Annotated in this window: 25 protein-coding genes and 1 tRNA gene; 20 read left to right on the forward strand and 6 right to left on the reverse strand. The window is 43.8% G+C overall.

Annotated features, from left to right (window positions below):
- Window positions 1–2 precede the first annotated feature (2 nt).
- From CLIN57ABFB40_RS13490 to folK, 6 genes are read left to right on the forward strand one after another with little or no spacing between them, the layout of a single operon-like run.
- Window positions 3–884, forward strand: a complete 882-nt coding sequence (locus CLIN57ABFB40_RS13490) for a cell division protein FtsX (RefSeq protein WP_128858627.1) — start codon at window positions 3–5, stop codon at window positions 882–884.
- Between the two features lie 21 nt (window positions 885–905).
- On the forward strand, window positions 906–1,160 hold the full coding sequence (locus CLIN57ABFB40_RS13495) for a DUF3098 domain-containing protein (RefSeq protein ID WP_024988530.1): 255 nt from the start codon (window positions 906–908) through the stop codon (window positions 1,158–1,160).
- Between the two features lie 9 nt (window positions 1,161–1,169).
- Window positions 1,170–1,961, forward strand: a complete 792-nt coding sequence (locus CLIN57ABFB40_RS13500) for an undecaprenyl-diphosphate phosphatase (RefSeq protein ID WP_044653531.1) — start codon at window positions 1,170–1,172, stop codon at window positions 1,959–1,961.
- A complete protein-coding gene (truB, locus tag CLIN57ABFB40_RS13505) occupies window positions 1,961–2,683 on the forward strand; it encodes a tRNA pseudouridine(55) synthase TruB (RefSeq protein WP_175630577.1) in 723 nt (240 codons plus the stop codon). The genes CLIN57ABFB40_RS13500 and truB overlap by 1 nt, the downstream gene beginning before the upstream one ends.
- A gap of 17 nt (window positions 2,684–2,700) precedes the next feature.
- Window positions 2,701–3,759 (forward strand): tRNA preQ1(34) S-adenosylmethionine ribosyltransferase-isomerase QueA, encoded by a 1,059-nt coding sequence (gene queA, locus CLIN57ABFB40_RS13510; protein ID WP_175630578.1) that lies wholly within the window; start codon window positions 2,701–2,703, stop codon window positions 3,757–3,759.
- A complete protein-coding gene (folK, locus tag CLIN57ABFB40_RS13515) occupies window positions 3,759–4,235 on the forward strand; it encodes a 2-amino-4-hydroxy-6-hydroxymethyldihydropteridine diphosphokinase (protein ID WP_175630579.1) in 477 nt (158 codons plus the stop codon). The genes queA and folK overlap by 1 nt, the downstream gene beginning before the upstream one ends.
- Before the next feature lie 106 nt (window positions 4,236–4,341).
- Here folK and CLIN57ABFB40_RS13520 read toward each other — a convergent pair whose 3' ends face one another.
- Window positions 4,342–4,527 carry a hypothetical protein gene (locus tag CLIN57ABFB40_RS13520; protein WP_024988534.1) on the reverse strand — a complete coding sequence of 62 codons (186 nt, stop codon included), beginning with the start codon at window positions 4,525–4,527 and terminating at the stop codon, window positions 4,342–4,344.
- A gap of 229 nt (window positions 4,528–4,756) precedes the next feature.
- On the opposite strand from CLIN57ABFB40_RS13520, the gene metK reads away from it, so the two are divergent.
- The 11 genes from metK (at window position 4,757) to CLIN57ABFB40_RS13575 (ending at window position 13,983) form a co-directional block, all read left to right on the forward strand.
- Window positions 4,757–6,049, forward strand: coding sequence for a methionine adenosyltransferase (gene metK, locus CLIN57ABFB40_RS13525; protein ID WP_175630580.1), 1,293 nt, complete (start codon window positions 4,757–4,759; stop codon window positions 6,047–6,049).
- A 324-nt stretch (window positions 6,050–6,373) separates the two neighbouring features.
- Window positions 6,374–7,894 carry a hypothetical protein gene (locus CLIN57ABFB40_RS13530; protein WP_410489614.1) on the forward strand — a complete coding sequence of 507 codons (1,521 nt, stop codon included), beginning with the start codon at window positions 6,374–6,376 and terminating at the stop codon, window positions 7,892–7,894.
- Between the two features lie 127 nt (window positions 7,895–8,021).
- The gene (locus CLIN57ABFB40_RS13535; protein WP_175630582.1) at window positions 8,022–8,390 is read left to right on the forward strand and encodes a DUF3244 domain-containing protein; all 369 of its coding nucleotides are present in this window, start codon (window positions 8,022–8,024) and stop codon (window positions 8,388–8,390) included.
- 517 nt (window positions 8,391–8,907) lie between these two features.
- Window positions 8,908–9,495, forward strand: a complete 588-nt coding sequence (locus CLIN57ABFB40_RS13540) for a TIGR00730 family Rossman fold protein (RefSeq protein ID WP_175630583.1) — start codon at window positions 8,908–8,910, stop codon at window positions 9,493–9,495.
- Window positions 9,492–10,325 carry a DUF4271 domain-containing protein gene (locus CLIN57ABFB40_RS13545; RefSeq protein ID WP_175630584.1) on the forward strand — a complete coding sequence of 278 codons (834 nt, stop codon included), beginning with the start codon at window positions 9,492–9,494 and terminating at the stop codon, window positions 10,323–10,325. The genes CLIN57ABFB40_RS13540 and CLIN57ABFB40_RS13545 overlap by 4 nt, the downstream gene beginning before the upstream one ends.
- 4 nt (window positions 10,326–10,329) lie before the next feature.
- The gene (locus tag CLIN57ABFB40_RS13550) at window positions 10,330–11,073 is read left to right on the forward strand and encodes a uroporphyrinogen-III synthase (protein ID WP_175630585.1); all 744 of its coding nucleotides are present in this window, start codon (window positions 10,330–10,332) and stop codon (window positions 11,071–11,073) included.
- A gap of 5 nt (window positions 11,074–11,078) precedes the next feature.
- Entirely contained in the window at window positions 11,079–11,468 is a 390-nt protein-coding gene (gene rnpA / locus CLIN57ABFB40_RS13555; RefSeq protein WP_175630586.1) for a ribonuclease P protein component, read from the forward strand.
- Window positions 11,469–11,527: 59 nt separating this feature from the next.
- A complete protein-coding gene (gene yidD / locus CLIN57ABFB40_RS13560) occupies window positions 11,528–11,740 on the forward strand; it encodes a membrane protein insertion efficiency factor YidD (RefSeq protein WP_410489607.1) in 213 nt (70 codons plus the stop codon).
- A gap of 36 nt (window positions 11,741–11,776) precedes the next feature.
- Window positions 11,777–12,424: a TatD family hydrolase gene (locus CLIN57ABFB40_RS13565; RefSeq protein WP_175631225.1), complete on the forward strand. Its 648-nt coding sequence runs from the start codon at window positions 11,777–11,779 to the stop codon at window positions 12,422–12,424.
- Between the two features lie 87 nt (window positions 12,425–12,511).
- Window positions 12,512–13,804, forward strand: coding sequence for a tyrosine--tRNA ligase (gene tyrS / locus CLIN57ABFB40_RS13570; protein WP_175630588.1), 1,293 nt, complete (start codon window positions 12,512–12,514; stop codon window positions 13,802–13,804).
- Window positions 13,805–13,912: 108 nt separating this feature from the next.
- Window positions 13,913–13,983: transfer RNA gene (locus tag CLIN57ABFB40_RS13575), tRNA-Gln, on the forward strand.
- A 378-nt stretch (window positions 13,984–14,361) separates the two neighbouring features.
- Here the strand turns inward: CLIN57ABFB40_RS13575 and CLIN57ABFB40_RS13580 are convergent.
- A complete protein-coding gene (locus CLIN57ABFB40_RS13580) occupies window positions 14,362–14,724 on the reverse strand; it encodes a fibronectin type III-like domain-contianing protein (RefSeq protein ID WP_254871783.1) in 363 nt (120 codons plus the stop codon).
- Between the two features lie 280 nt (window positions 14,725–15,004).
- Here CLIN57ABFB40_RS13580 and kduI point away from each other — a divergent pair, with 280 nt between their 5' ends.
- From kduI to CLIN57ABFB40_RS13595, 3 genes are all read left to right on the forward strand, one after another.
- On the forward strand, window positions 15,005–15,847 hold the full coding sequence (gene kduI / locus CLIN57ABFB40_RS13585; protein WP_175630589.1) for a 5-dehydro-4-deoxy-D-glucuronate isomerase: 843 nt from the start codon (window positions 15,005–15,007) through the stop codon (window positions 15,845–15,847).
- A 39-nt stretch (window positions 15,848–15,886) separates the two neighbouring features.
- The gene (locus CLIN57ABFB40_RS13590; RefSeq protein ID WP_175630590.1) at window positions 15,887–16,690 is read left to right on the forward strand and encodes a gluconate 5-dehydrogenase; all 804 of its coding nucleotides are present in this window, start codon (window positions 15,887–15,889) and stop codon (window positions 16,688–16,690) included.
- Between the two features lie 94 nt (window positions 16,691–16,784).
- Complete coding sequence (locus CLIN57ABFB40_RS13595; RefSeq protein WP_175630591.1) at window positions 16,785–18,026, forward strand: DUF4861 domain-containing protein; 1,242 nt, start codon at window positions 16,785–16,787, stop codon at window positions 18,024–18,026.
- A gap of 155 nt (window positions 18,027–18,181) precedes the next feature.
- Here the strand turns inward: CLIN57ABFB40_RS13595 and CLIN57ABFB40_RS13600 are convergent, their stop codons facing one another.
- Genes CLIN57ABFB40_RS13600 through CLIN57ABFB40_RS13615 form a run of 4 tightly spaced genes read right to left on the reverse strand, consistent with a single transcriptional unit; the run spans window position 18,182 to window position 23,152 of the window.
- Window positions 18,182–19,315 (reverse strand): BACON domain-containing protein, encoded by a 1,134-nt coding sequence (locus CLIN57ABFB40_RS13600; RefSeq protein ID WP_175630592.1) that lies wholly within the window; start codon window positions 19,313–19,315, stop codon window positions 18,182–18,184.
- A gap of 12 nt (window positions 19,316–19,327) precedes the next feature.
- A complete protein-coding gene (locus tag CLIN57ABFB40_RS13605; RefSeq protein WP_175630593.1) occupies window positions 19,328–20,623 on the reverse strand; it encodes a DUF4302 domain-containing protein in 1,296 nt (431 codons plus the stop codon).
- Window positions 20,624–20,639: 16 nt separating this feature from the next.
- Window positions 20,640–21,536 carry a putative zinc-binding metallopeptidase gene (locus CLIN57ABFB40_RS13610; protein WP_175630594.1) on the reverse strand — a complete coding sequence of 299 codons (897 nt, stop codon included), beginning with the start codon at window positions 21,534–21,536 and terminating at the stop codon, window positions 20,640–20,642.
- A gap of 29 nt (window positions 21,537–21,565) precedes the next feature.
- Window positions 21,566–23,152 (reverse strand): RagB/SusD family nutrient uptake outer membrane protein, encoded by a 1,587-nt coding sequence (locus tag CLIN57ABFB40_RS13615; RefSeq protein ID WP_175630595.1) that lies wholly within the window; start codon window positions 23,150–23,152, stop codon window positions 21,566–21,568.
- Between the last annotated feature and the right edge of the window lie 11 nt (window positions 23,153–23,163).

Consider the following 23,163-nt stretch of genomic DNA (forward strand, 5'->3'; position numbering starts at 1 on the left):
GCATGGGAAATCAAAACAAATATAAGTCAGGTTCGATTTTCGACATGCAGTTCATCACGTCGAGTATCAGTACGACATTAGTGTTGCTGTTGCTGGGACTGGTTGTCTTCTTCGTATTGACAGCACACAATCTTTCCGTATATGTCCGCGAGAATATCAGTTTCTCCGTTCTTATCAGTGACGACATGAAAGAAGCGGATATACTGAAACTTCAGAAGAAGCTGAATCAGGAACCTTTCGTGAAACAATCCGAATATATCTCTAAAAAACAAGCACTGAAAGAACAGACGGAAGCAATGGGAACCGATCCGGAAGAATTCCTGGGCTATAACCCCTTTACCGCTTCCATCGAAATCAAGCTTCATTCCGACTATGCCAACTCCGACAGCATCGCGAGGATAGAGAAAATGATTAAAAAGAACACCAATATTCAAGACGTGCTCTATCGAAAGGAACTGATTGACGCTGTGAATGATAATATACGAAATATCAGCCTGGTGCTACTCGCTCTGGCAGTGGTGCTCACTTTTATTTCTTTTGCTCTGATAAACAATACAATAAGGCTGGCCATCTACTCGAAACGCTTCCTCATTCATACAATGAAACTGGTAGGGGCGAGTTGGGGATTCATCCGAGGACCATTCCTCCGAAAGAATGTATGGAGCGGAATACTGGCAGCCATTGTTGCCGATTCCGTATTGATGGGAACCGCCTATTGGGCGGTGACGTACGAGCAGGAATTGCTTCAGGTCATCACTCCCGAAGTCATGCTGATTGTATGTGCAAGTGTATTGGTGTTCGGGATTGTAATAACGTGGCTGTGCGCCTATTTCTCCATGAACAAGTATCTGAGAATGAAAGCGAACAGCCTATACTATATTTAATTCAAAAAGAAGAAATAAACTATGTCTGACAAGCGGAAATTTGCCTTTGATAAAGTGAACTTTATCTTGCTCGCGATAGGAATGGCGATTGTTATTATCGGTTTCCTGTTGATGTCGGGACCCTCGTCGTCCGAAACGGTTTTCGAACCGGATATTTTCAGTGTACGCAGAATAAAGGTGGCGCCTGTCGTTTGCCTGTTTGGTTTTTTGTCTATGATATATGCCGTGCTGCGTAAGCCTAAAATGACTGAAGTGCCTAAAATTAAAAGAGAATAAGCAGAAATTATGAGTTGGTTAGAAGCATTAATCCTTGGACTGATTCAGGGATTGACTGAGTATTTGCCCGTAAGCAGCAGTGGTCATCTGGCCATCGGGTCGGCATTGTTCGGGATACAGGGGGAAGAGAATTTGGCATTCACGATTGTGGTGCATGTGGCTACGGTATGCAGCACGCTGGTGATTTTATGGAAGGAGATAGACTGGATTTTCCGCGGGTTGTTTAAGTTTCAGATGAATGATGAGACGCGATATGTCATCAATATATTGATTTCAATGATACCAATTGGTATCGTAGGAGTGTTCTTTAAGGATTATGTGGAGACGATTTTCGGTTCGGGACTGCTGATTGTGGGCTGTATGTTGTTGTTGACTGCCGCCCTGCTGACTTTCTCTTATTACTATAAGCCGCGTCAGAAAGAAAAAATCTCGATGAAGGATGCTTTGATTATCGGTATCGCACAAGCTTGTGCGGTCATGCCGGGGTTGTCCCGTTCGGGTTCTACCATTGCTACGGGGCTTCTGTTGGGTGACAACAAGGCGAAATTGGCGCAATTTTCTTTCCTGATGGTTATTCCGCCTATCTTGGGAGAAGCGTTGCTCGACGGAATGAAGATGATGAAGGGCGAAGATGTGGTAGGTGATATTCCTGCGTTGTCGCTGATTGTCGGTTTCCTGGCTGCTTTTGTGGCGGGTTGCCTGGCTTGTAAGTGGATGATTAATGTAGTGAAGAAAGGAAAACTGATCTATTTCGCTATCTATTGCGCGATAGCAGGGTTGGTAACGATTATATTGAGCTGATGAATTTTAAAAAAGGAGAAGTACTGTTTTTTAATAAACCTCTTGGCTGGACTTCATTTAAGGTAGTAGGGCACGCCCGTTATCATATTTGCCGGCGGATAGGGGTGAAAAAACTGAAGGTCGGTCATGCCGGCACGTTGGATCCCCTTGCGACAGGGGTAATGATTGTATGCACAGGCAAGGCTACGAAGAGAATAGAGGAGTTTCAATATCATACGAAGGAGTACGTCGCTACGCTCCGGTTGGGTGCTACCACACCGTCGTACGATTTGGAACATGAGATAGATGCCACCTACCCTACTGAGCATATCACGCGGGAGCTGGTGGAAGAAGTGCTGACGCGCTTTATCGGTACGATAGAACAGGTTCCGCCTGCTTTTTCCGCCTGCATGGTAGATGGGAAACGGGCATACGAACTGGCACGGAAAGGCGAGGAAGTCGAACTAAAGGCGAAGCAGCTTGTTATCGACGAGATTGAATTGCTGGAGTGCAGCCTGGATGTTCCCGAGCCGATGATTCGGATTCGTGTCGTATGCAGTAAGGGGACGTATATCCGAGCTTTGGCGCGTGACATTGGCGAAGCGCTCCATAGCGGAGCCCACCTGACAGGACTGATTCGTACCCGTGTGGGCGATGTCCGGTTGGAAGACTGCCTGAACCCCGAACACTTTAAAGAGTGGATTGACGGACAGGAAATAGAAAATGAGGAAGAAAATAATTAACGTAATAAGGAGTAGATATGAAATTATCACAATTCAAATTTAAGTTACCCGAGGATAAGATTGCTCTGCATCCTATGAAATATAGGGATGAGTCTCGTTTGATGGTATTGCATCGTAAAACAGGTAAGATTGAGCACAAGATGTTCAAGGAAGTTCTGGACTACTTTGATGACAAGGATGTGTTTATATTCAACGATACGAAGGTATTCCCTGCGCGTTTGTACGGTAACAAGGAGAAGACGGGTGCCCGTATCGAAGTGTTCTTGTTGCGTGAGTTGAATGAGGAACTTCGCTTGTGGGACGTATTGGTAGATCCTGCCCGTAAGATTCGTATCGGTAACAAGCTGTATTTCGGCCCGGACGATTCAATGGTGGCCGAAGTTATTGATAATACCACTTCCCGTGGACGTACGCTCCGTTTCCTTTATGACGGGCCTCACGACGAATTTAAAAAAGCTTTGTATGAATTGGGTGAAACTCCCCTGCCCCATACTATCATCAACCGTCCTGTAGAGCCGGAAGATGCGGAACGTTTCCAGTCTATCTTTGCGAAGAACGAAGGTGCGGTGACTGCTCCCACTGCCAGCCTGCATTTCAGCCGTGAATTGATGAAGCGTCTGGAAATCAAGGGTGTGGATTTTGCATATATCACTCTGCATGCCGGTCTGGGTAATTTCCGTGACATCGACGTGGAAGACTTGACGAAGCATAAGATGGACTCAGAACAGATGTTTGTAGACGAGATGGCAGTGAAAACCGTTAATCGTGCGAAAGATACAGGCAAGAATGTGTGTGCGGTAGGTACGACAGTGATGCGTGCCATCGAAAGCGCAGTCAGCACCGACGGGCATTTGAAGGAATTTGAAGGATGGACGAACAAGTTTATCTTCCCGCCGTATGAATTTACGGTTGCCAATTCAATGATTTCCAACTTCCATATGCCGCTTTCTACATTGTTGATGATTGTAGCTGCTTTCGGGGGCTATGAGCAGGTGATGGATGCTTATCATGTAGCATTGAAGGAAGGCTACCGTTTCGGTACCTACGGAGATGCAATGCTGATTCTGGACAAATAATGGCAAAAGTATATTTGGGACTCGGTACTAACCTTGGAGATAAAGAACAGAATCTTCGGGATGCCGTGCAAAAGATAGAAGGGCAGATAGGGAAAGTCATTTCCCTGTCTGCTTTTTATGTTACTGCCCCCTGGGGCTTTGCTTCTGAAAACAGTTTCCTGAATGCGGCCGCCTGTGTGGAAACGGAATTATCTCCATTGGAAGTATTGCAAGAGACACAAATGATTGAAAGGGAGCTGGGGCGTACCCAAAAGTCCGTCAACGGAATATATAGCGACCGCCTGATTGATATTGATCTGTTACTTTATGAAGATTTAGTGCTTTCTGTGAACTCTGCTTCCGGAGCAGAGCTGACCCTCCCCCATCCGTTGATGGCAGAACGTGACTTTGTGATGAAACCACTGGCGGAAATTGCTCCGGACATCTTGCACCCTGTGTTGGGAAAGACAATGAAAGGTATTTTGAACGCACTCTAACCCCTGTTCGGTGGGCATATATACTCACCGTATTGGGCATATATGTACAGCGTATTGGATATATATATCCAGTATGGTGAGTATATATACGCACCAAACAGACTATTTATTTCTTTTTCTCCGCAATAAACACCGGCAAATAGGCGATGCATCCTATCAGTGTTGCATACAGCAAATGAATCTCCTGAAACGGCTTGTCGATGAAATGGCAAACAATGGCGTAGATAGCAATCGTGAATCCTACATAGAGCGCCAGCACCAAAAGCGTTTTTAATTTCTTATTTAGAATCATTATAAATCTATTTATGTGTTAAATACGCGCCAAAGATACTCATTATCTCCGAAATCTCTTTATCTTTGCAACCGAAATGAAAGTGTGGACAGATTTGAGTAGCTTGCAACCACGGAAAAAAATGCTAAAACACGTCTTACCGACGCTTTGCGGTTTACTCCTTGCAGCACTCACCTCTCCTACCCTATTATTTTTTAATTCTCAATTCTTAATTTTTAATTTAACAAAGATGGGATACTTATTTACATCCGAATCGGTGTCAGAAGGACACCCCGACAAGGTAGCCGATCAAATATCGGATGCCGTGCTTGACAAACTGTTGGCTTACGACCCCAGTTCGAAAGTAGCTTGCGAAACACTAGTGACTACCGGACAAGTGGTGCTAGCGGGTGAAGTGAAAACAAAAGCGTACGTTGACCTGCAGCTCATCGCACGCGAAGTGATTAAGAAAATCGGCTATACCAAAGGAGAGTACATGTTCGAAAGCAACTCTTGTGGTGTACTTTCCGCCATTCATGAGCAAAGCCCCGATATCAACCGTGGTGTAGAACGTCAGGACCCGATGGAACAGGGCGCAGGCGACCAAGGAATGATGTTCGGTTATGCTACGAATGAAACGGAAAATTACATGCCGCTTTCTCTTGATTTGGCACACCGCATTCTGCAAGTGCTGGCCGATATCCGTCGTGAAGGCAAGGTGATGACTTATCTCCGCCCCGATGCGAAAAGCCAGGTTACTATCGAATATGACGACAACGGAACCCCTGTCCGCATTGATACAATTGTTGTTTCTACGCAACATGATGACTTTATCCAGCCGGAAGATGACTCGCAAGCCGCTCAGTTGAAAGCTGACGAAGAAATGCTGTCTATCATCCGCCGTGATGTGATTGAGATTCTGATGCCTCGTGTGATTGCTTCTATCCATCACGACAAAGTGTTGGCATTGTTCAATGATAAAATCATCTATCATGTCAATCCTACCGGAAAGTTTGTTATCGGTGGCCCTCACGGAGATACCGGTCTGACAGGTCGTAAGATTATCGTTGATACTTACGGTGGCAAGGGTGCTCATGGTGGCGGTGCTTTCTCAGGAAAAGATCCTAGCAAGGTAGACCGCAGCGCAGCATATGCAGCACGCCATATCGCTAAGAACATGGTAGCAGCAGGAGTAGCAGACGAAATGCTTGTACAGGTAAGTTATGCTATTGGTGTGGCTCGCCCGATTAATATCTTCGTGGATACTTACGGCCGTTCTCATGTGAATATGACTGATGGCGAGATTGCCCGTATCATTGACCAGTTGTTCGACCTTCGTCCGAAAGCTATCGAGGAACGCTTAAAGCTCCGTAATCCTATTTATCAGGAAACTGCCGCTTATGGCCACATGGGACGCGAACCGCAGGTGGTTACTAAGAAGTTCTTCTCTCGTTATGAGGGTGACAAGACAGTAGACGTAGAACTCTTTACATGGGAGAAGCTCGACTACGTTGATAAAATTAAAGCAGCTTTCGCTCTGTAATTTAGTTTAGAACTTAGCTTGCTTATATAAAAGAGTCACAATTTTACCTTCTTTTCGTGGGAAGGTGGAGTTGTGACTCTTGTTTTTATAAGTTATATTTAAATAAATGTATTTTGGATACTAAGTAGGTCTTGCGGGAATTTGCTACTTTTGTTTTATGAAATGAACAATTGCTAAATGAAAATAAAACTTTCCTTTTCCGAATACCATTTATTGGTCTTTTTATGCTTATTGATTGGTGTAGGTAGTATTCTGTCGTCTATATCTCTTTCTTCTTGCTCTTCTTCTGTGAAGAATCCATTGTTGTTGCGTGCTGATTCGTTAATGGAAGAATACCCTGATAGTGCCCTGTTTATTTTGGAATCAATTTCTTCTCCGCAGAAACTACCACGTGCCGATAGGGCGCTTTATGCACTGTTGCTTACACAGGGGAAGTATAAGAACTATATTCCTTTAGAAGATGATTCGTTGATAAAAACGGCTGTTGAGTATTATGGAGATAGAAAAAAGAGTGTACGCGCAGCAAAAGCACATTATTATTTAGGAGCTACTTATCGGGATATGGGATATACTTCTTTTGCCGTAGAAGAATATTTAGCGGCGGTTCGGCTGATGCCTGTTAAGGATGAGTTCTTGGCGATGATATATGATAATTTGGCAGAATGTTACGAAGAAGAGGATTTGGATGATATAGCAATGGATGCTTATCGTAAAGCTTATCAAATTCTGAAGGGGAAAAGTGCTCAGGTTTATCCATTGAGAGGAATTGCACGTATGTTTTTGTTACAAAATGAAAAAGATAGTGCATTATACTACTATCAACAGGCTCTTGATTGCGCATCGGTGGTACAAGATTCTGATGTAATAGGGGCAATCTATCATGATTTTGCTATAGTTTATAATGAAGGAAAAGATTATGTTCAGGCAAATAAGTATGTGTCGAGAGCGATTGCGATAATGGATTATGATATGTCACATAACGCTTGTTTGTTAAAAGCAAAAATTATGCTAAACTTGAATATGCTTGATTCTGCTGGTTATTTTTTTAGTAAAGACATAGATCAGCTTGATGTTTATGGAAAGGCTATTTGTTATAATGGTATGTATCAGATAGCAAAGAAAAAGAAAGAGTGGAAAACTGCGACGGAAAATATGGATGTATATAAAGTGCTTTATGATTCAATTCAAGTTATGACTGATAATAAGGAACTTAAACGGCTTATGGATAAACATCAATTGGAAGAGCATAAAAGGGTATTGTCAGAGCACGCTAAAATACTGGTTGTTGGTTTAGCTGTTGCATTTCTTTTTTTAATGATAATATGCGTTTTTTCTTTTATGTGGAATGATAGAAAAAGAAAGAAACGCTATATAACGTTGCAGAATGAATTGACTCAAAAACGGGTTGATAGTATGCTTTTAAAGGAAGAAGAGGCTTCTGAAGCTAATAAGGATGAGATTGATAAGAAACGGTCCGAATTGACAGAAAAGCAGATTCAATTGTGTATATCTATGCTTAAAACTACTGATTATTATAATCAATTAGAAGCGTTAGAGAAAGCGACTCCTAAACAATTATTGATGATGCGTAACTTGAGGAAAGAGATGCGTTCTGCCATTTCCAATTCCTTTGTTGATGTAATGGTAAACTTGCAAGGGCGTTATCCAGCTTTAACTGGTGATGATGTGTATTTTTGTGTTCTTTCATTGCTTTGTTGTTCGAAATCTGTCATGATGGAACTGATGGGTGCCACGTCAGACGCTCTTAAAACACGCAAGAGCCGTATAAAGAATAAAATTGATACACAAATTTTTGAGCGTGTGTTCGGTGCTGATAATCAATAGGATATTGTAGTATTATTGGGGATTATTTCTTTTTTTAATGAAGGGCTGTTACCATTGTTACCACATAAAAATCGTTTTTGTGACTCTATCTGTGTATTTTTGAAGCGAAATTTTAAATATACTTATTATGAAAGCTAAATTTTTACTTCTGTTATTGTTGGTCGTATTATTTCAAGTAAATACATCTTTTGCACGTGAGATGAAATCTGCGCATCGAATTGAATTGAGTGCTACTACTAAAATACAACATCGTTCTATCCCTATTATACCTATTGCTTTTGTTGAAAGCCCGATGGTATCTATCGATTTTCTTGTACCTGTTACTTCTGTAACAATCATCATAAAAGATGCAGAAACAGAAGAAGTCGTTTATACATCTACTGATTTGAATGTAGAAAAACTGAATATTAACCTCACTGGTGAAGAAAAAGGTAAGTATGTTTTGGAAATACAACTTCCGGCTACAAGTTATGCGGGGGAATTTGAATTAGATTAATCTCTGTAGTGGAAATATTTGTAACAATATAATATACCTAAATTATTAACGGTTAAAGGCCTCGCTATTTATATAGTGCATTGCTGAAATGGCGATTAGAGGTTGACCGAAAGGGGAAAGAATTGGTTGATTCTGACTCGTGGGCTTAATATGCCTTGCGAAAGGCATACGATCGTTATTAGGTATATTATCAAAGAATAAAATCACTCATTATGAATTGTCTTGCTGAGTATTGGGTAGGGTGTTTGAACAAACTGATTATTCGAACAATGAAGTTCATTCAGCGACAATTCGGTACATCTGTTTGCAGATGCGATATCTGCAATAGATGTGTTCTCTGTAAGAAAGCTCTTGGGCTTCTGATTTCAGAAGTCCAAGATTCTTTTTGTATCAATGATAGACTAAATACAAGAAAGCAGGTATAACTGTTATCTCTGATTAAGATAAATACGAATAACGGATTTTTTTCGTAATTTTGCGCCTACGATATAATAACTCCATGGATAGTGTAATGAAGATGAACCAAATAAATTCCGTATGCGTATATAGTGCTTCCAGTACCAAAATAGATCCCGTCTACTTTAAAGCAGCCGAAGAACTTGGGCGTTTGCTTGCCGAACATCGTATCCGCTTGATTAACGGAGCCGGAAGTATCGGTCTGATGCGCTCAGTGGCAGATGCTGTCTTGAAGAGTGGTGGTGAGGTGACCGGAGTCATCCCGCATTTTATGGTAGAACAGAACTGGCACCATACAGGATTGACGGAGCTGATAGAAGTGGAATCCATGCACGAGCGCAAGCAGAAAATGGCGAATCTGAGTGACGGTATCATTGCTTTGCCGGGTGGATGTGGCACGCTTGAAGAACTGCTTGAGATTATTACCTGGAAACAATTGGGGTTATACCTCAACCCTATTATAGTTCTTAATGTAAACGGGTTCTTTGACCCGTTGCTGGAAATGCTTGAAAAAGCTATTGAAGAAAATTTTATGCGTCAACAGCATGGAGATATATGGAAAGTGGCTCGGACACCTGAGGAAGCCGTAGAGTTGCTTTATGAGACTCCGGTGTGGGATGTTTCCATTCGTAAATTTGCAGCTATATGATAGGCGATACAATAGGTTCTTCACAAACTGATACCCTGTTGCTTTTCCAACATGGGCAGTTTGCTTCGGCAAAAGCGGATAGTGATAGTTTGCAGTCGGCTGTAACTCATGCCACGCAGGAAGCTGGCTCAGGTTTTGAGGGAACCCCTATCCCCTACTTTCCCCGGACGGATGATGCTATCTCGTTGACATTGTTGGCTTGCTTCTTCCTATCTTCCATCGCTTTGTCGCGCGGAAAGAAATTTCTTTCTCAGCAAGTGAAAGACTTTGTACTGCATCGTGAGCGGGCGAGCATCTTCGATAGCTCTACGGCGGCTGACATGCGTTATCTCCTTGTACTTGTGTTGCAGACCTGCGTGTTGGCAGGAATCACCTTCCTCAATTATTTTCACGATACCTCTCCTGCCTTGATGAGCCATGTATCCCCTCTCCTTTTGCTGGGAATTTATGTAGCTTTCTGCTTGGCTTATTTCTTACTAAAATGGCTGCTTTATATGTTTTTGGGCTGGGTGTTCTTTGATAAAAATAGGACAAATATGTGGCTCGAATCTTATTCTGCGCTTATATATTATGCTGGATTTGCCCTTTTTCCATTCGTACTTTTTTTAGTTTATTTCGACCTAAGTCTCACCAATTTGATTATAATTGGTTCTATAATTCTAATTTTCGCTAAAATATTGATGTTTTATAAGTGGATAAAGCTTTTTTTTCATCAGTTTAGCGAGCTTTTCCTTTTAATTGTGTACTTTTGCGCTCTAGAAATTATACCTTGTCTGCTACTCTATCAGGGTATGATTCAAATGAACAATATTTTGCTAATAAAATTTTAGGACGTTGAAAATTAAAAAAGTACTAGTGTCGCAGCCTAAGCCTGCGTCAGAGAAATCTCCCTATTACGACATCGCTGAGAAGTATGGTGTAAAAATAGATTTCCGGCCGTTTATTAAGGTTGAAAGTCTTTCGGCGAAAGAATTTCGGCAACAGAAAATTTCGATTCTCGACCACACTGCCGTTCTATTCACTTCGCGTCATGCTATCGACCACTTTTTCAATTTGTGTACAGAACTGCGTGTAGCGATTCCCGAGACGATGAAGTATTTCTGCGTGACGGAAGCAGTGGCATTGTATATCCAGAAGTATGTGCAATACCGCAAACGTAAAATCTTCTTTGGGGCTACCGGAAAGATTGAAGACCTGATTCCTTCCATTGTGAAGCACAAAACAGAAAAATACCTCGTCCCGATGTCGGACGTGCACAATGATGATGTGAAAAACCTGCTCGATAAGAACGGTATTCAGCATACGGAAGCTGTGATGTACCGCACAGTGAGCAATGACTTTACATCAGAAGAATTTGATTATGATATGTTGGTGTTCTTCAGCCCGGCAGGAGTGACTTCCTTGAAGAAGAACTTTCCCGATTTCAATCAGAAAGAGATTAAGATCGGAACTTTCGGCTCTACTACCGCACAAGCTGTACGTGATGCCGGACTTCGTCTGGATCTTGAAGCGCCTACAGTGCAGGCTCCGTCAATGACGGCAGCGCTCGACATGTTTATCAAGGAAAACAATAAATAAACAGGGTGGGTATATATACTTTGTGCAAAGCCGAAAGGCTGAATAGTAAAATACAGATCGGAAAGATGTTTGAGGGCGGCGTTTCGAAGTCGTTTTCCATCTTTCCGATACGTGTTGTATATATGCCCGTCGAACAAGGTGAGGTCTCGGCTTCCATACTTATCAGTGTATCGAAACGGCGGTTCAAGCGGGCGGTAAAGCGCAATCGGGTGAAACGTCAGATACGTGAAGCCTATCGGAAAAACAAAGAACTTCTGATAGGTGAGCTGCAACGCCGGGAACAGCATCTGGCTATCGCCTTTATCTATCTGTCGGACGAGCTTGTCGCTACTGCCGAATTGGAAGAGAAAATGAAAATAGCGCTTTCGCGCATCTCCGAAAAACTATCCTTATGAAATCCCGTGGTTCTGGGATATCCGCTATCTGGGTATCTGTGAAAGGATTTTTAAGCAGGATGTTTTCGCTCCTGTTGCTTATCCCCATCTATTTTTACCGGATTTGTATATCTCCGCTGACACCCCCTTCATGCCGGTTTACGCCGACCTGCTCGGCTTATGCAGTCGAAGCGATTAAGAAGCATGGCCCCGTGAAAGGGTTTTATCTGACTGTGCGGCGTATCCTGCGATGTCACCCCTGGGGTGGCTCCGGCTATGACCCTGTGCCTTGAAATAACTAAAATAAAGAATCAGATGTGGAAGGAAAGATGATTGATACTATTCTGGATATTCATACCCATAGACAGGGAGCCGTTTCTAAAAGTAACTCTATCATCAATTACCGGTTATTGGAGGATTCGTCTTTTCAAGAAGACTGTTATTATTCTGTCGGTATCCATCCATGGAAGCTGACAGTGGCTGATTTCGACCGACAACTTGATTTTCTTATCGAGCAATTGCCGAATAAACAGGTGGTGGCTATAGGAGAGACCGGGCTGGATAAACTGACAGAGGCTTCGATGACGCTTCAAACACAGGCATTTGTAATGCAGATACAACTGTCTGAAACATACGGTTTGCCGTTGATAATCCATTGTGTGAAAGCAATGGAACAACTTTTGGCAGCAAAGAAGCAGTTTCAACCCAAGCAACCTTGGATATGGCATGGCTTCCGGGGAAAGCCTGAGCAGGCGACACAGTTGCTGAAACAGGGATTTTATCTTTCTTTGGGAGAATATTATCCCGATGAAACGATGAAGATGATACCCGACGACCGCTTGTTTCTGGAGACGGACGAGAGCTCGTTTGATATTGAAGAAATTTTGTGCCGGGCAGCCGAAGTGCGTGGGGTAGAGGCGGGGTTACTGCGTGAGACTATTCGCAGAAATATTCAAAATGTCTTTTTTAAGGCGTAAGAGTTGTATCTTCCGAGAAAGAGTCGTACTTTTGCCGCATATCGGATTAAGAAGACAATAAAAACCTAATAATAAAAGAGTAATACGATGAATTTTGTAGAAGAATTGAGATGGCGTGGCATGTTGCAGGACATCATGCCGGGAACAGAAGAGTTGCTAATCAAAGAGCAGGTGACTGCCTATTTGGGTATCGACCCGACTGCCGATTCGCTACACATTGGTCACCTTTGTGGAGTGATGATCCTTCGTCATTTCCAACGCTGCGGTCATAAGCCGTTGGCACTGATTGGGGGCGCTACAGGTATGATTGGTGACCCTTCCGGTAAGTCGGCAGAACGTAATCTGCTGGACGAGGAGACATTACGTCACAATCAGACATGTATAAAAAAACAACTTGCCAAGTTCCTCGACTTCGAGTCGGATGTACCCAACCGTGCCGAACTGGTGAACAACTACGACTGGATGAAAGAGTTCAGTTTCCTTGATTTTGCTCGCGAAGTAGGTAAGCACATTACCGTGAACTATATGATGGCAAAAGACTCTGTAAAGCGTCGTCTGAATGGCGAAGCACGTGACGGACTGTCATTTACCGAGTTCACTTACCAATTGCTTCAAGGATACGATTTTCTTCACTTATACGAGACAAAAGGTTGCAAGTTGCAGATGGGTGGTTCCGACCAATGGGGAAACATAACTACCGGTGCCGAATTGATTCGCCGTACCAATGGGGGAGAAGTTTTCGCTCTGACTTGCCCTCTGATTACAAAAGCTGACGGTGGCAAGTTCGGTAAGACAGAATCCGGAAATATTTGGTTGGATCCTCGTTATACTTCTCCATACAAGTTTTACCAGTTTTGGCTGAACGTAAGTGACTCTGATGCTGAACGCTATATCAAGATCTTTACTTCCATCGAAAAAGAAGAAATTGAAGCATTGATTGCCGAACATCAGGCGGCTCCACACTTGCGTATCCTTCAGAAACGTCTTGCCAAGGAAGTGACTGTGATGGTTCACTCGGAAGAAGATTACAACGCAGCGGTAGATGCATCCAACATTCTGTTTGGTAATGCCACTTCCGACGCTTTGCGCAAATTGGACGAAGACACATTGCTGGCTGTATTCGAAGGAGTACCTCAATTTGAGATTTCCCGTGATGCGTTAGTAGAAGGAGTGAAGGCAGTAGACCTGTTTGTCGATAATGCGGCTGTATTTGCTTCGAAAGGTGAAATGCGTAAGTTGGTTCAAGGCGGTGGCGTCTCGTTGAATAAAGAGAAGCTGGCGGCTTTTGACCAGGTAATCACAACTGCTGACCTGCTTGATGAGAAATATCTGCTTGTTCAGCGCGGTAAAAAGAACTATTATCTGCTGATTGCGAAGTAATAATTCACGATTTATCGGGTAGCAAAGTAAAAAAATGAATGAAATATTTGGAGGTTTGCTTGCAAACCTCTATCTTTGCACCGCTTTTTAACAGAAAGCACATAAGTTTGGACTATGGTGTAATGGTAGCACAACAGGTTTTGGTTCTGTTTGTCCAAGTTCGAATCTTGGTAGTCCAACGAAGAAAAGCCCTGGAAGATACATCTTTCAGGGCTTTTCTTTTTCTTCTATTCTTATTGCTGTTTGTAAAGCGGCATAATCTGGGTCAGTCCGAAAATCTCGACATTATCATCTTGATTTCAGTAATAGTTTGTCTGTTGTAAGAAAACCGGGTCAGTCCGAAAACCCTGTGGGTATGTTAAATCTACACTTGCTTTTATATAAACAAAACGGGAGAAAATCAGTGCTGATTTTCTCCCGTCGTAGTTCTTCCATATATGGAAATATATGTTTGATAATGTGCTATTATGTCTTGATTTTTATATAACTCATACTGTTTTTTCTTATTTTGGTTCTTCAAAGATACAAAATAAAAAGGGGAAAGTCAATAGCTAGAGTTATTTAATGGTAAAAGAGGCTTCCTGGCTTGCATTGGAGTCCCCGCCTATCCATAGCTTGTATTCACCTTTTTCCTGTCCCCAAATCATGTCCTTGCGTGTGAAGGAGAGGTCTTCGGGAGAAAGGGTGAAGGAGACTTTACGGCTTTCTCCGGCTTTGATTAGAATCTTGTTAAAGCCTTTTAACTCCCTTACCGGGCGTGTCACGCTGCCTTTCATATCGCGTACATAAAGCTGGACTACCTCTTCACCGTCTACTTTGCCGGTATTGGTGACGGTCACGCTGAATTGGAGTTTGTCACCTTCTTCGGCAATGACAGAAGAGGGCTGAATATCCGAGTACTCGAATGTAGCATAGCTCAAGCCATATCCGAAGGGATAAAGCGGTTCGTTCGGGCAGTCGATATAACGTGATTTGTACTTCTCGCTCGATACGGATTTGAGACCTAGGTAAAAATCCCCTTTTAATCGTATTATAGTTCGTTAAAAAAGTGTGCATTGCACAGATTCTGGACATTTTTGGTGGATAATTGGAACAAAATTGCAAGGTAAACCCGTTTTCTTTTGCTATTTTTGCATCGTGTACGCAAACGGTGTGCACGTAGAAACGTGAACTTATTCAATAACTATAAATAAATAAGGTATGAAAACGAACTATGAAATTCGCTATGCTGCGCATCCTGAGGATGCAAAAAGTTATGATACAACGAGAATCCGCAGAGATTTCTTAATCGAAAAGATATTTGTCCCCAATGAAGTGAATATGGTATATTCCATGTACGACCGTATGGTAGTGGGTGGAGCTCTTCCGGTAGGCGAAGTGCTGACGCTCGAAGCGATTGACCCGCTGAAAGCTCCTTTCTTCCTGACCCGCCGCGAGATGGGTGTTTACAATGTGGGCGGTCCCGGTATCGTAAAGGCAGGCGACGCTGAATTTGAACTTGATTATAAGGAAGCCCTTTACCTGGGTTCGGGCGACCGTGAAGTGACTTTCGAAAGCAAGGACGCTGCACATCCCGCCAAATTCTACTTCAACTCACTGACTGCTCATCGCAACTATCCCGACCGTAAGGTGACGAAAGCCGATGCAGTAGTGGCTGAAATGGGCTCTTTGGAAGGTTCCAACCATCGTAATATCAATAAGATGCTGGTAAATCAGGTATTGCCTACCTGCCAACTCCAGATGGGTATGACCGAACTGGCTCCGGGAAGCGTATGGAACACGATGCCGGCTCACGTACACAGCCGTCGTATGGAAGCTTATTTCTACTTCGAAATCCCCGAAGACCACGCTATCTGCCATTTTATGGGCGAAGTAGGCGAAACACGCCACGTATGGATGAAGGGCGACCAGGCGGTTCTTTCGCCCGAATGGTCTATCCACTCGGCTGCCGCTACTCACAACTACACCTTTATCTGGGGTATGGGCGGCGAGAACCTCGACTACGGCGACCAGGACTTCTCATTAATAACAGATTTGAAATAACAACTACAATAGTTTTCCTAATTTAATAACAAAAAAATTATGAACAAGTTTTTGAATTTTTCTTTGGAAGGTAAAGTAGCTCTCGTTACAGGTGCTTCTTATGGTATCGGTTTTGCTATCGCTTCTGCTTTTGCAGAACAAGGCGCTACTGTTTGTTTTAACGACATCAATCAGGAGTTGGTAGACAAAGGTATGGCTGCTTATGCAGAAAAGGGTATCAAGGCTCACGGTTATGTATGTGACGTGACAGACGAACCGGCTGTACAGGCTATGGTTGCTATTATCGCTAAAGAAGTAGGTACAATTGATATTCTTGTAAATAACGCAGGTATCATCCGTCGTGTTCCTATGCACGAAATGGACGCTGCTGATTTCCGTCGTGTAATCGACATCGACTTGAACGCTCCGTTTATCGTTGCTAAGGCTGTTCTTCCTGCTATGATGGAAAAACGTGCCGGTAAAATCATCAACATCTGCTCTATGATGTCTGAACTGGGTCGTGAAACTGTATCTGCTTACGCTGCCGCTAAGGGTGGTCTGAAGATGCTGACTCGCAACATCTGCTCTGAATATGGTGAATACAACATCCAATGTAATGGTATCGGCCCGGGTTATATCGCTACTCCGCAGACTGCTCCTCTTCGTGAGCCGCAAGAAGACGGAAGCCGTCACCCGTTCGATTCATTCATCTGCGCCAAGACTCCGGCAGGTCGTTGGTTGGATCCGGAAGAACTGACAGGCCCTGCTGTGTTCCTTGCTTCTGAAGCATCTAACGCTGTCAACGGTCACGTTCTTTACGTAGATGGCGGTATCCTTGCTTATATCGGAAAACAACCGAAATAATACAAGATAGTAAGTTAATCCGTAAGGTGATAGAATGGCAAAGAGCATCCTCTTTTCATCTGTCACCTTATTTTTTATTTAATAAGAATCAATCATGAAAAAGATATTTTTTCTGCTTGCTGTTGCTTTGACGGCTTTTGCTTCCTGTGCCGACAGCAAACAGGCAATGACGGTCACTGTGGCTAATCCCTTGGCTTTAGAACGCGCTGGAGAGATGGTTGAAGTACCGATGAGCGATGTGGTTGCGAAGTTGCAACTCGCAGACACAGCACAGATTATAGTACTTGACGCTGATGGTCAACAAGTGCCTTACCAGGTGACATATGACGAAAAAGTTATTTTCCCGGCTACGGTAAAAGCGAATGGTACAGCTACTTACACTATTCAGCCGGGAACCCCGGAACCATTTAATGTAATTGCCTGTGGCAAATATTATCCCGAACGCCTGGATGACGTTGCTTGGGAGAACGACCTCGTAGGTTTCCGTGCCTATGGCCCTGCTTTGCAGGCAAGAAACGAACGTGGCTTTGGCTACGATATCTTCACGAAGTATAATACTACCGAGCCTATCCTAGAAAGTATGTACGCTGAAGAACTGAATAAGGAGAAGCGTGCCAAGATAGCCGAACTGAAAAAGACTGACCCGAAAGCGGCTGCCGAATTGGGACGTGCCATCTCTTATCATATTGACCATGGTTACGGGATGGACTGCTACGCCGTAGGGCCTACATTGGGCGGCGGTACGGCTGCTTTGATGGCAGGGGATACGATTATCTATCCTTACTGCTATCGCACTCAGGAAATCCTTGATAACGGCCCATTACGCTTTACTGTAAAGTTGGAATTCAATCCGCTTGTAGTTCGTGGAGACTCTAACGTAGTGGAAACTCGTGTTATCTCTTTGGATGCAGGCTCATACCTCAACAAAGCTGTTATTTCATATACCAATCTGAAAGAGGCAATACCTGTGGTTACAGGGCTTGTTCTGCGTGAACCGGATGGTGCGGTTGTAGCTGATGCTGCCAACGGTTATATCACTTATGTAGACCCTACAACTGACCGTAAAGGTGGAAACGGCAAGATATTTGTCGGCGCTGCATTCCCCGCGCAAGTAAAAGATGCTAAAGCTGTTCTTTTCTCAGAAACGGAGAAGAAAGAGCGTGGCGGAGCAGACGGTCACGTACTGGCAGTCAGCGAATATGAGCCGGGTTCTGAATATACTTATTACTGGGGTTCTGCCTGGGATAAGGCGGCTATCAAGACGGCTGATGGATGGAATAAATATATGGCTGAGTATGCGCAGAGGTTGCGTGCGCCGCTGGCGGTTGCTTATTAACCTATAAATACGCTGTTTGGTTGGGAGGAAGGGAAGATGGTGGACAATCATTTGAAATTAAGAATACCACTATAGAAAGAAGCAAACCGCTTCAGCTATCCGCAGGGATTGGCTGAAGCGGTTTGTCTTATTGTTTGGTGTGTATTACCAGTCGTTTAGCGTATAGAAAATCCGGTACATCTTTTTGCCGTATTGATTTTCAAGGCAGAGGCTACTGCTGGAATTTCATCATCATGAGTTCTGTATAGGAAAGGCTCTACCATTCCCATTAGTAACCCTAAATGTGTCTCTTTGGATGGGGGAGTGGCAGTGAAGGCATTCAGACAGATGGCATCGGTATGATAATTACCCCACGAACCATTGTCTTTGAAGGATAAGATGGTATATTTTCCGTCCTCATCTTCTTCATATTCAAATGTGCCTGCCATGCTCACTGATGTATCCCATGTCCAGTAACCTGCGTTGGTATCCCAAATTACTGTATGTACTTTGTAATTTTCGTAATCACCTATGTATTTCCCTCCGTTGACTATAAGTTCTCCGGCCTTTTGGTTGTATGTGACAGGGATAGTAAAGTTGAGTCCGTTGAGCAGGATACTGTATGTATTTCCCGACTTGCTTAAAGTGGTGGAGAGGTATTTCAGTTTTCCATCCTCAGAGTCGGTGAAGTATAGATTGTAATCACCTGCCAAGTCTTTGTCAAATTCACATTGTGTCACTTGGATAGCGTCTTGATAGGTGCCGGCAGTATAAGTGATGTTGCCTTTACGGATGTGTCCGGTGTTGTTCTCTTTCAAGGTGATGTTTATCTTTCCGTCTTCAACAGCTACCGAAATCCATTCTTCGGAAGAGTTCAGAGTGAGTTCGGTATTGCAGGTGAGATCGAATGAATAAGTGGCGGCTTTGTCGTCAGCTGTGATTTGTGAACCGGCACTTAATTCAAAGATTACTCCCGACTGATGTACTGCAATGCGGGTGGAATCGGCTCCGCAACGGATGGTAAGCATGGAGGTACGCCCTTCCAGGCCGGGGTTCTGTTCGACATTGACCTGAATGGTAGAACCTGATATGGTAGTGGTGCACCATCCTTGATCAGATGTCTTTACGGTAAATTCGCCCGGTGCTTCCACTTCGATAGTGCCTTGTGAGGCTGCCGCCGGGAAACTTACGTCCCGGCTGACAATCTTGATGGAGGATTCCTGAACATATTCTATACCTTCCTCGTTTGTACAAGCGGTATAGCTTATTGCACAAAGTGCGAATAATAGGAGACTAAATATCTTTTTCATATGTGTACGCGTTTATTTTTTTACAATAGATGTCGGATAGGGGACACGATATTCATCATTAATAAGCCAGGGAGCGGCGGCTCCTCCGAGTGCTGTATTGGAGGACGGCGCACCGTTGAATTCGTAAAGGATAAAGGAATCTGCCGGTGTATCCAGATAAGTATTGGTTACAAACTTATAGGTTCCTTCCTTTGCCGTGTCTTTTATTAGGAACATTCCGCACTCGGTAGACCATGAGAAATAGCCTTCTACATCCAGTCCCCAACCACACAGCCATATTTGTTTGCCACCGCTTTCGCCTACTTTCTGCGAGGTAATGTTCAGATATCCTTTTGACCTCACATAATTGGCTACTATGTTGTAGTTGTCGTTGAGTCCTTGAATCAGATAACGGTTGTTTTCTTTATCCGCTACCAGTGTCACGTCGATAGAACCATATTGGTAATTAAGTTCATACGTGCCGGCAAACTGGTCAAATGGCGTATAATCTGCAGGAAGGTTGCCCGTCAGCGTCACGTCATTGCCTGCCGAATCCTTGCCTGAGAATGTGTAAGTATCCGCATTATAAGCCAATTCCGAGATGCTGGCGCCATTGATTTCTATCGGTTGGTAGAAGCGGATACCCGTTTCGCTCGGGATGAAGCTGTTGCCTGCCACGATGCCTTTGTCGCCTTTCATATAAGTAAACTCCATATAACGACTGTCCAGGTCGATGCTGCATATCAGTTCTTGTGTGCCAGCCGTTCCGGTGGCGGAAGAAAGAATGAGACTCTCGCTGACGGCGGAAATGGCGTTGATGTAGTCGGCAGCAGTTTTCGTCAGGCGGCGCAGGTACATTTCGTTTCCTGTACGTTTGCCGCGCAATGTAATCAGGTCGTCGGTCGCTTCCATAATGATAAATTCAAAGTCGCCGTCATAACCTTCATAATGCGAAGAAGAAGGAGTAGAAAAGAAATGCATCAGTGTGTTGTATGAGTCGAATGACAATACCGGACCGTTGTCGTTGGTCATCTTATAAAGACTTGACTCAAACACTCCCGGGGCAAGCTCCGAACCCACTGTAGCTTCCTGATTGTCAAACTTTACGGTGTAGACAAAGCCGCCATACGACAGATAACGGTCAGGATAATAGTCGAATATCCATCCTTCTTCCGAACTGGTAAGTATCTTCTTGGTATTGTCGAGCATCTCCTGCATACGGATAGAAGAGGGAGCGTCAAAAATATCTTCTTGGTTTTTCAGGCACGATTGCAATAATAATGCCGGAAGCATTGCAAGAATATAGAGTAATGTTCTATTGAGTTTCATAATCATGATGTTTTAGTTATTTAACGGTCAGGGCTTCAAGGTCTACTTTGCCACTGAAAACTTCGTTTTGGCGGCGTTGCAGTGTGTTGCGCAATACATCTAAGTCGATGCCGAAAGAAGTGCTCATGTAGCTTTTTACAATATCCAACTTCTGCTGGATGAGGGCGAGGCTTTCGCTGCTGGCCCCTTCGAGCATATTTTCCCACGATGCTTCGTCGTTGGTGATGTAGATAGACATCATTTCGGCGAAGTCTTCCTGATAGGAGTGCTGTGCATAGGAGGAGATGAACCCACGCGACAGATAAATCTGGTTAAAAGGTTCTTCACTCCAACTGTCTGCTACGTAGCCGTTGCCCGTTACCAACTGGAAATCCGTAGGAATGGGTTTTGTCTGGTTCAGGATATGGGTAAATTCATGGTGTATTGTTTTGAAATAATAGTGGTTGAGCATATTTGCGTTTTGTATGTACCGCTCCAGGTCATTCACACCTGCCAACAGGATTTTACGTCCGCCCTCTGCCGTTCCCAAGATGAAGGTTCCGTTGTTTTTGTACTCCCATTCGCCGATGGTGAAAAACATTTTAGGGAAATACTCGCAAGTGAAATCCACACCTGCTACCTCATTATAAGTCTCTACACACAGGTATTTTACCAAATGAGCTAATTTGATAGCCTTGTTGTAGTCGGCAGGCACTACGTAGTAATCGAAGTCGGATTCAATATCCTCGTAGCGATATTTGAATGCGATGTTATACGGATTGACAAAATTGGCTTCCAGCCAAGAGTCAAATTCAGTGTTTTCCGTGTTTCCCGGCGTGATAACACTTCTGTTGTAGTCAGGTTCGTCCGACGAACACGCAGCAACGGCGATGAGAAGAACCGACAAGAACAATTTATAGATTTGCTTTTTCATAAATTCTGTTTTAATAGATGGTGGAAAAATTAACGTGGATTTGCTTCTAATCCGGCTTCGCGTACTTTGAGTGGTATTTGAAGCGCGCGCCGTTTGTCATCTTTGCTCAAGAAATCACTCTTATACTGCGGAGTTCCTGAAGCATTCATCACGCGGCGCGGGATTTCAATGCCATAACGTTTGATGTCGAACCAGCGCAATCCGGCGTGCATTGTTTCGATACGGCGGAAACCGAGCATACATTGCAGCATATTTTCTTGCGTGCTGCCTTCTTCTTCTATTTGGAAAGCAGGGTTGAGGTGTTTCTTGAGGGTAGACTGCAAGCCCTCTGCGTCCGAATAAGAGTATTCCTGCGCATCGTAGAACTGGGCAATGTTTGCCGGCGTAAGTGTCTTGGTGCTTTTGGTGATGTTTTGCATCCATGTAGTGAGGTCGGCTGCCGCTTCGTCATATTGTTTGAGCAATATGTAGGCTTCTGCCCGGTTCAAAAGACATTCGTCAGTGGTAAATGCCGGATAAACCGTATGGTTATAACCGATACCTGCTACCGGATCGGTATATTCAAACATATATGGCATTTTCCAGAAGATGGTTTTATCCATATTGGTTCCGGTATACACTTTCGGAGTCATGTAGAAGCTGAGTGCACCACCCCAGATATTGGTAGCTCTCATGTCTTCGTTCATGGCAAGATATTGCCCGTGGCTGTAGCGGGAGTAATTCCGATAAGGGCCGAATACGATTCCCAGTGTAGAGTATCCTGTAAGCATCAACAGATTGGCGTTGGAATTGGCGTTCACGTATTCGTTGGTGATTGCATCCGCTTGCTGGGTCATGTTTGCCATACCTTTCCAGTCGCGCAACATGGTTTTGGGTTGCGAGCCCAGACATAGGTTGGCGTATTTGATTGCTTCTTCCCATTTCTCGTAATATAGGTAGAAACGGCAGGCAAATGCATAAGCTGCTTTGGTGTTGAAATGATACTTGGGCACTTTGTAGTGCGAATCTCCTATCAACGGCAAGGCTTCTTGGATGTCGCGGTCTATTTTGCTGTAAAGTTCGGCAAGTGTGCCGCGTTCGTATTGTGGGTTGAGTTCCGTTTCGGGATGTTCGATGTACGGAAGTCCTAAATCATTGGAAGCCGTAGCTGTGTAGGGCTTGCAGAACATACATCCCAGCATGAAATGATTGTAGGCACGGCAGAGCAAGGCTTCTGCTTTGCATTCTTTCAGAGAATTAGTGGCAGTGCCCATCTCTTCGATGGCCTGCAGGGCTTCGTTGGCGGAAGCAATAGCTACAAAGGCAGATTCCCAAAAACTGTTCAGCGACTCGTTGGCGTCTTCCGTTTCGTCTTTCCAAGCAAATGTTTCGTCAAACCAGCGATTGGTATTGGGGTTGTTGGCGCCGTAATCGTCCATATTGTCTGAAACCAATTCTGCTACCAGAACGGGTTCATGGTCGATGTAGGCAGAAGTTAAGATGCTTTGTATTTTCTCTTCACTGTCAAGTTGTGCGCGATTGTCCGGCATAGTGTCAAGGAAATCGTTGCAACTTGCCAAGGTCAATGCCGACAAAGTCAACATGAAGGCATTGTATAATTTATTGTATTTTTTCATATTCAGTTTGT

The organism is Bacteroides acidifaciens, assembly GCF_903181435.1.
In the GTDB taxonomy this organism is placed as follows: Bacteria; Bacteroidota; Bacteroidia; order Bacteroidales; family Bacteroidaceae; genus Bacteroides.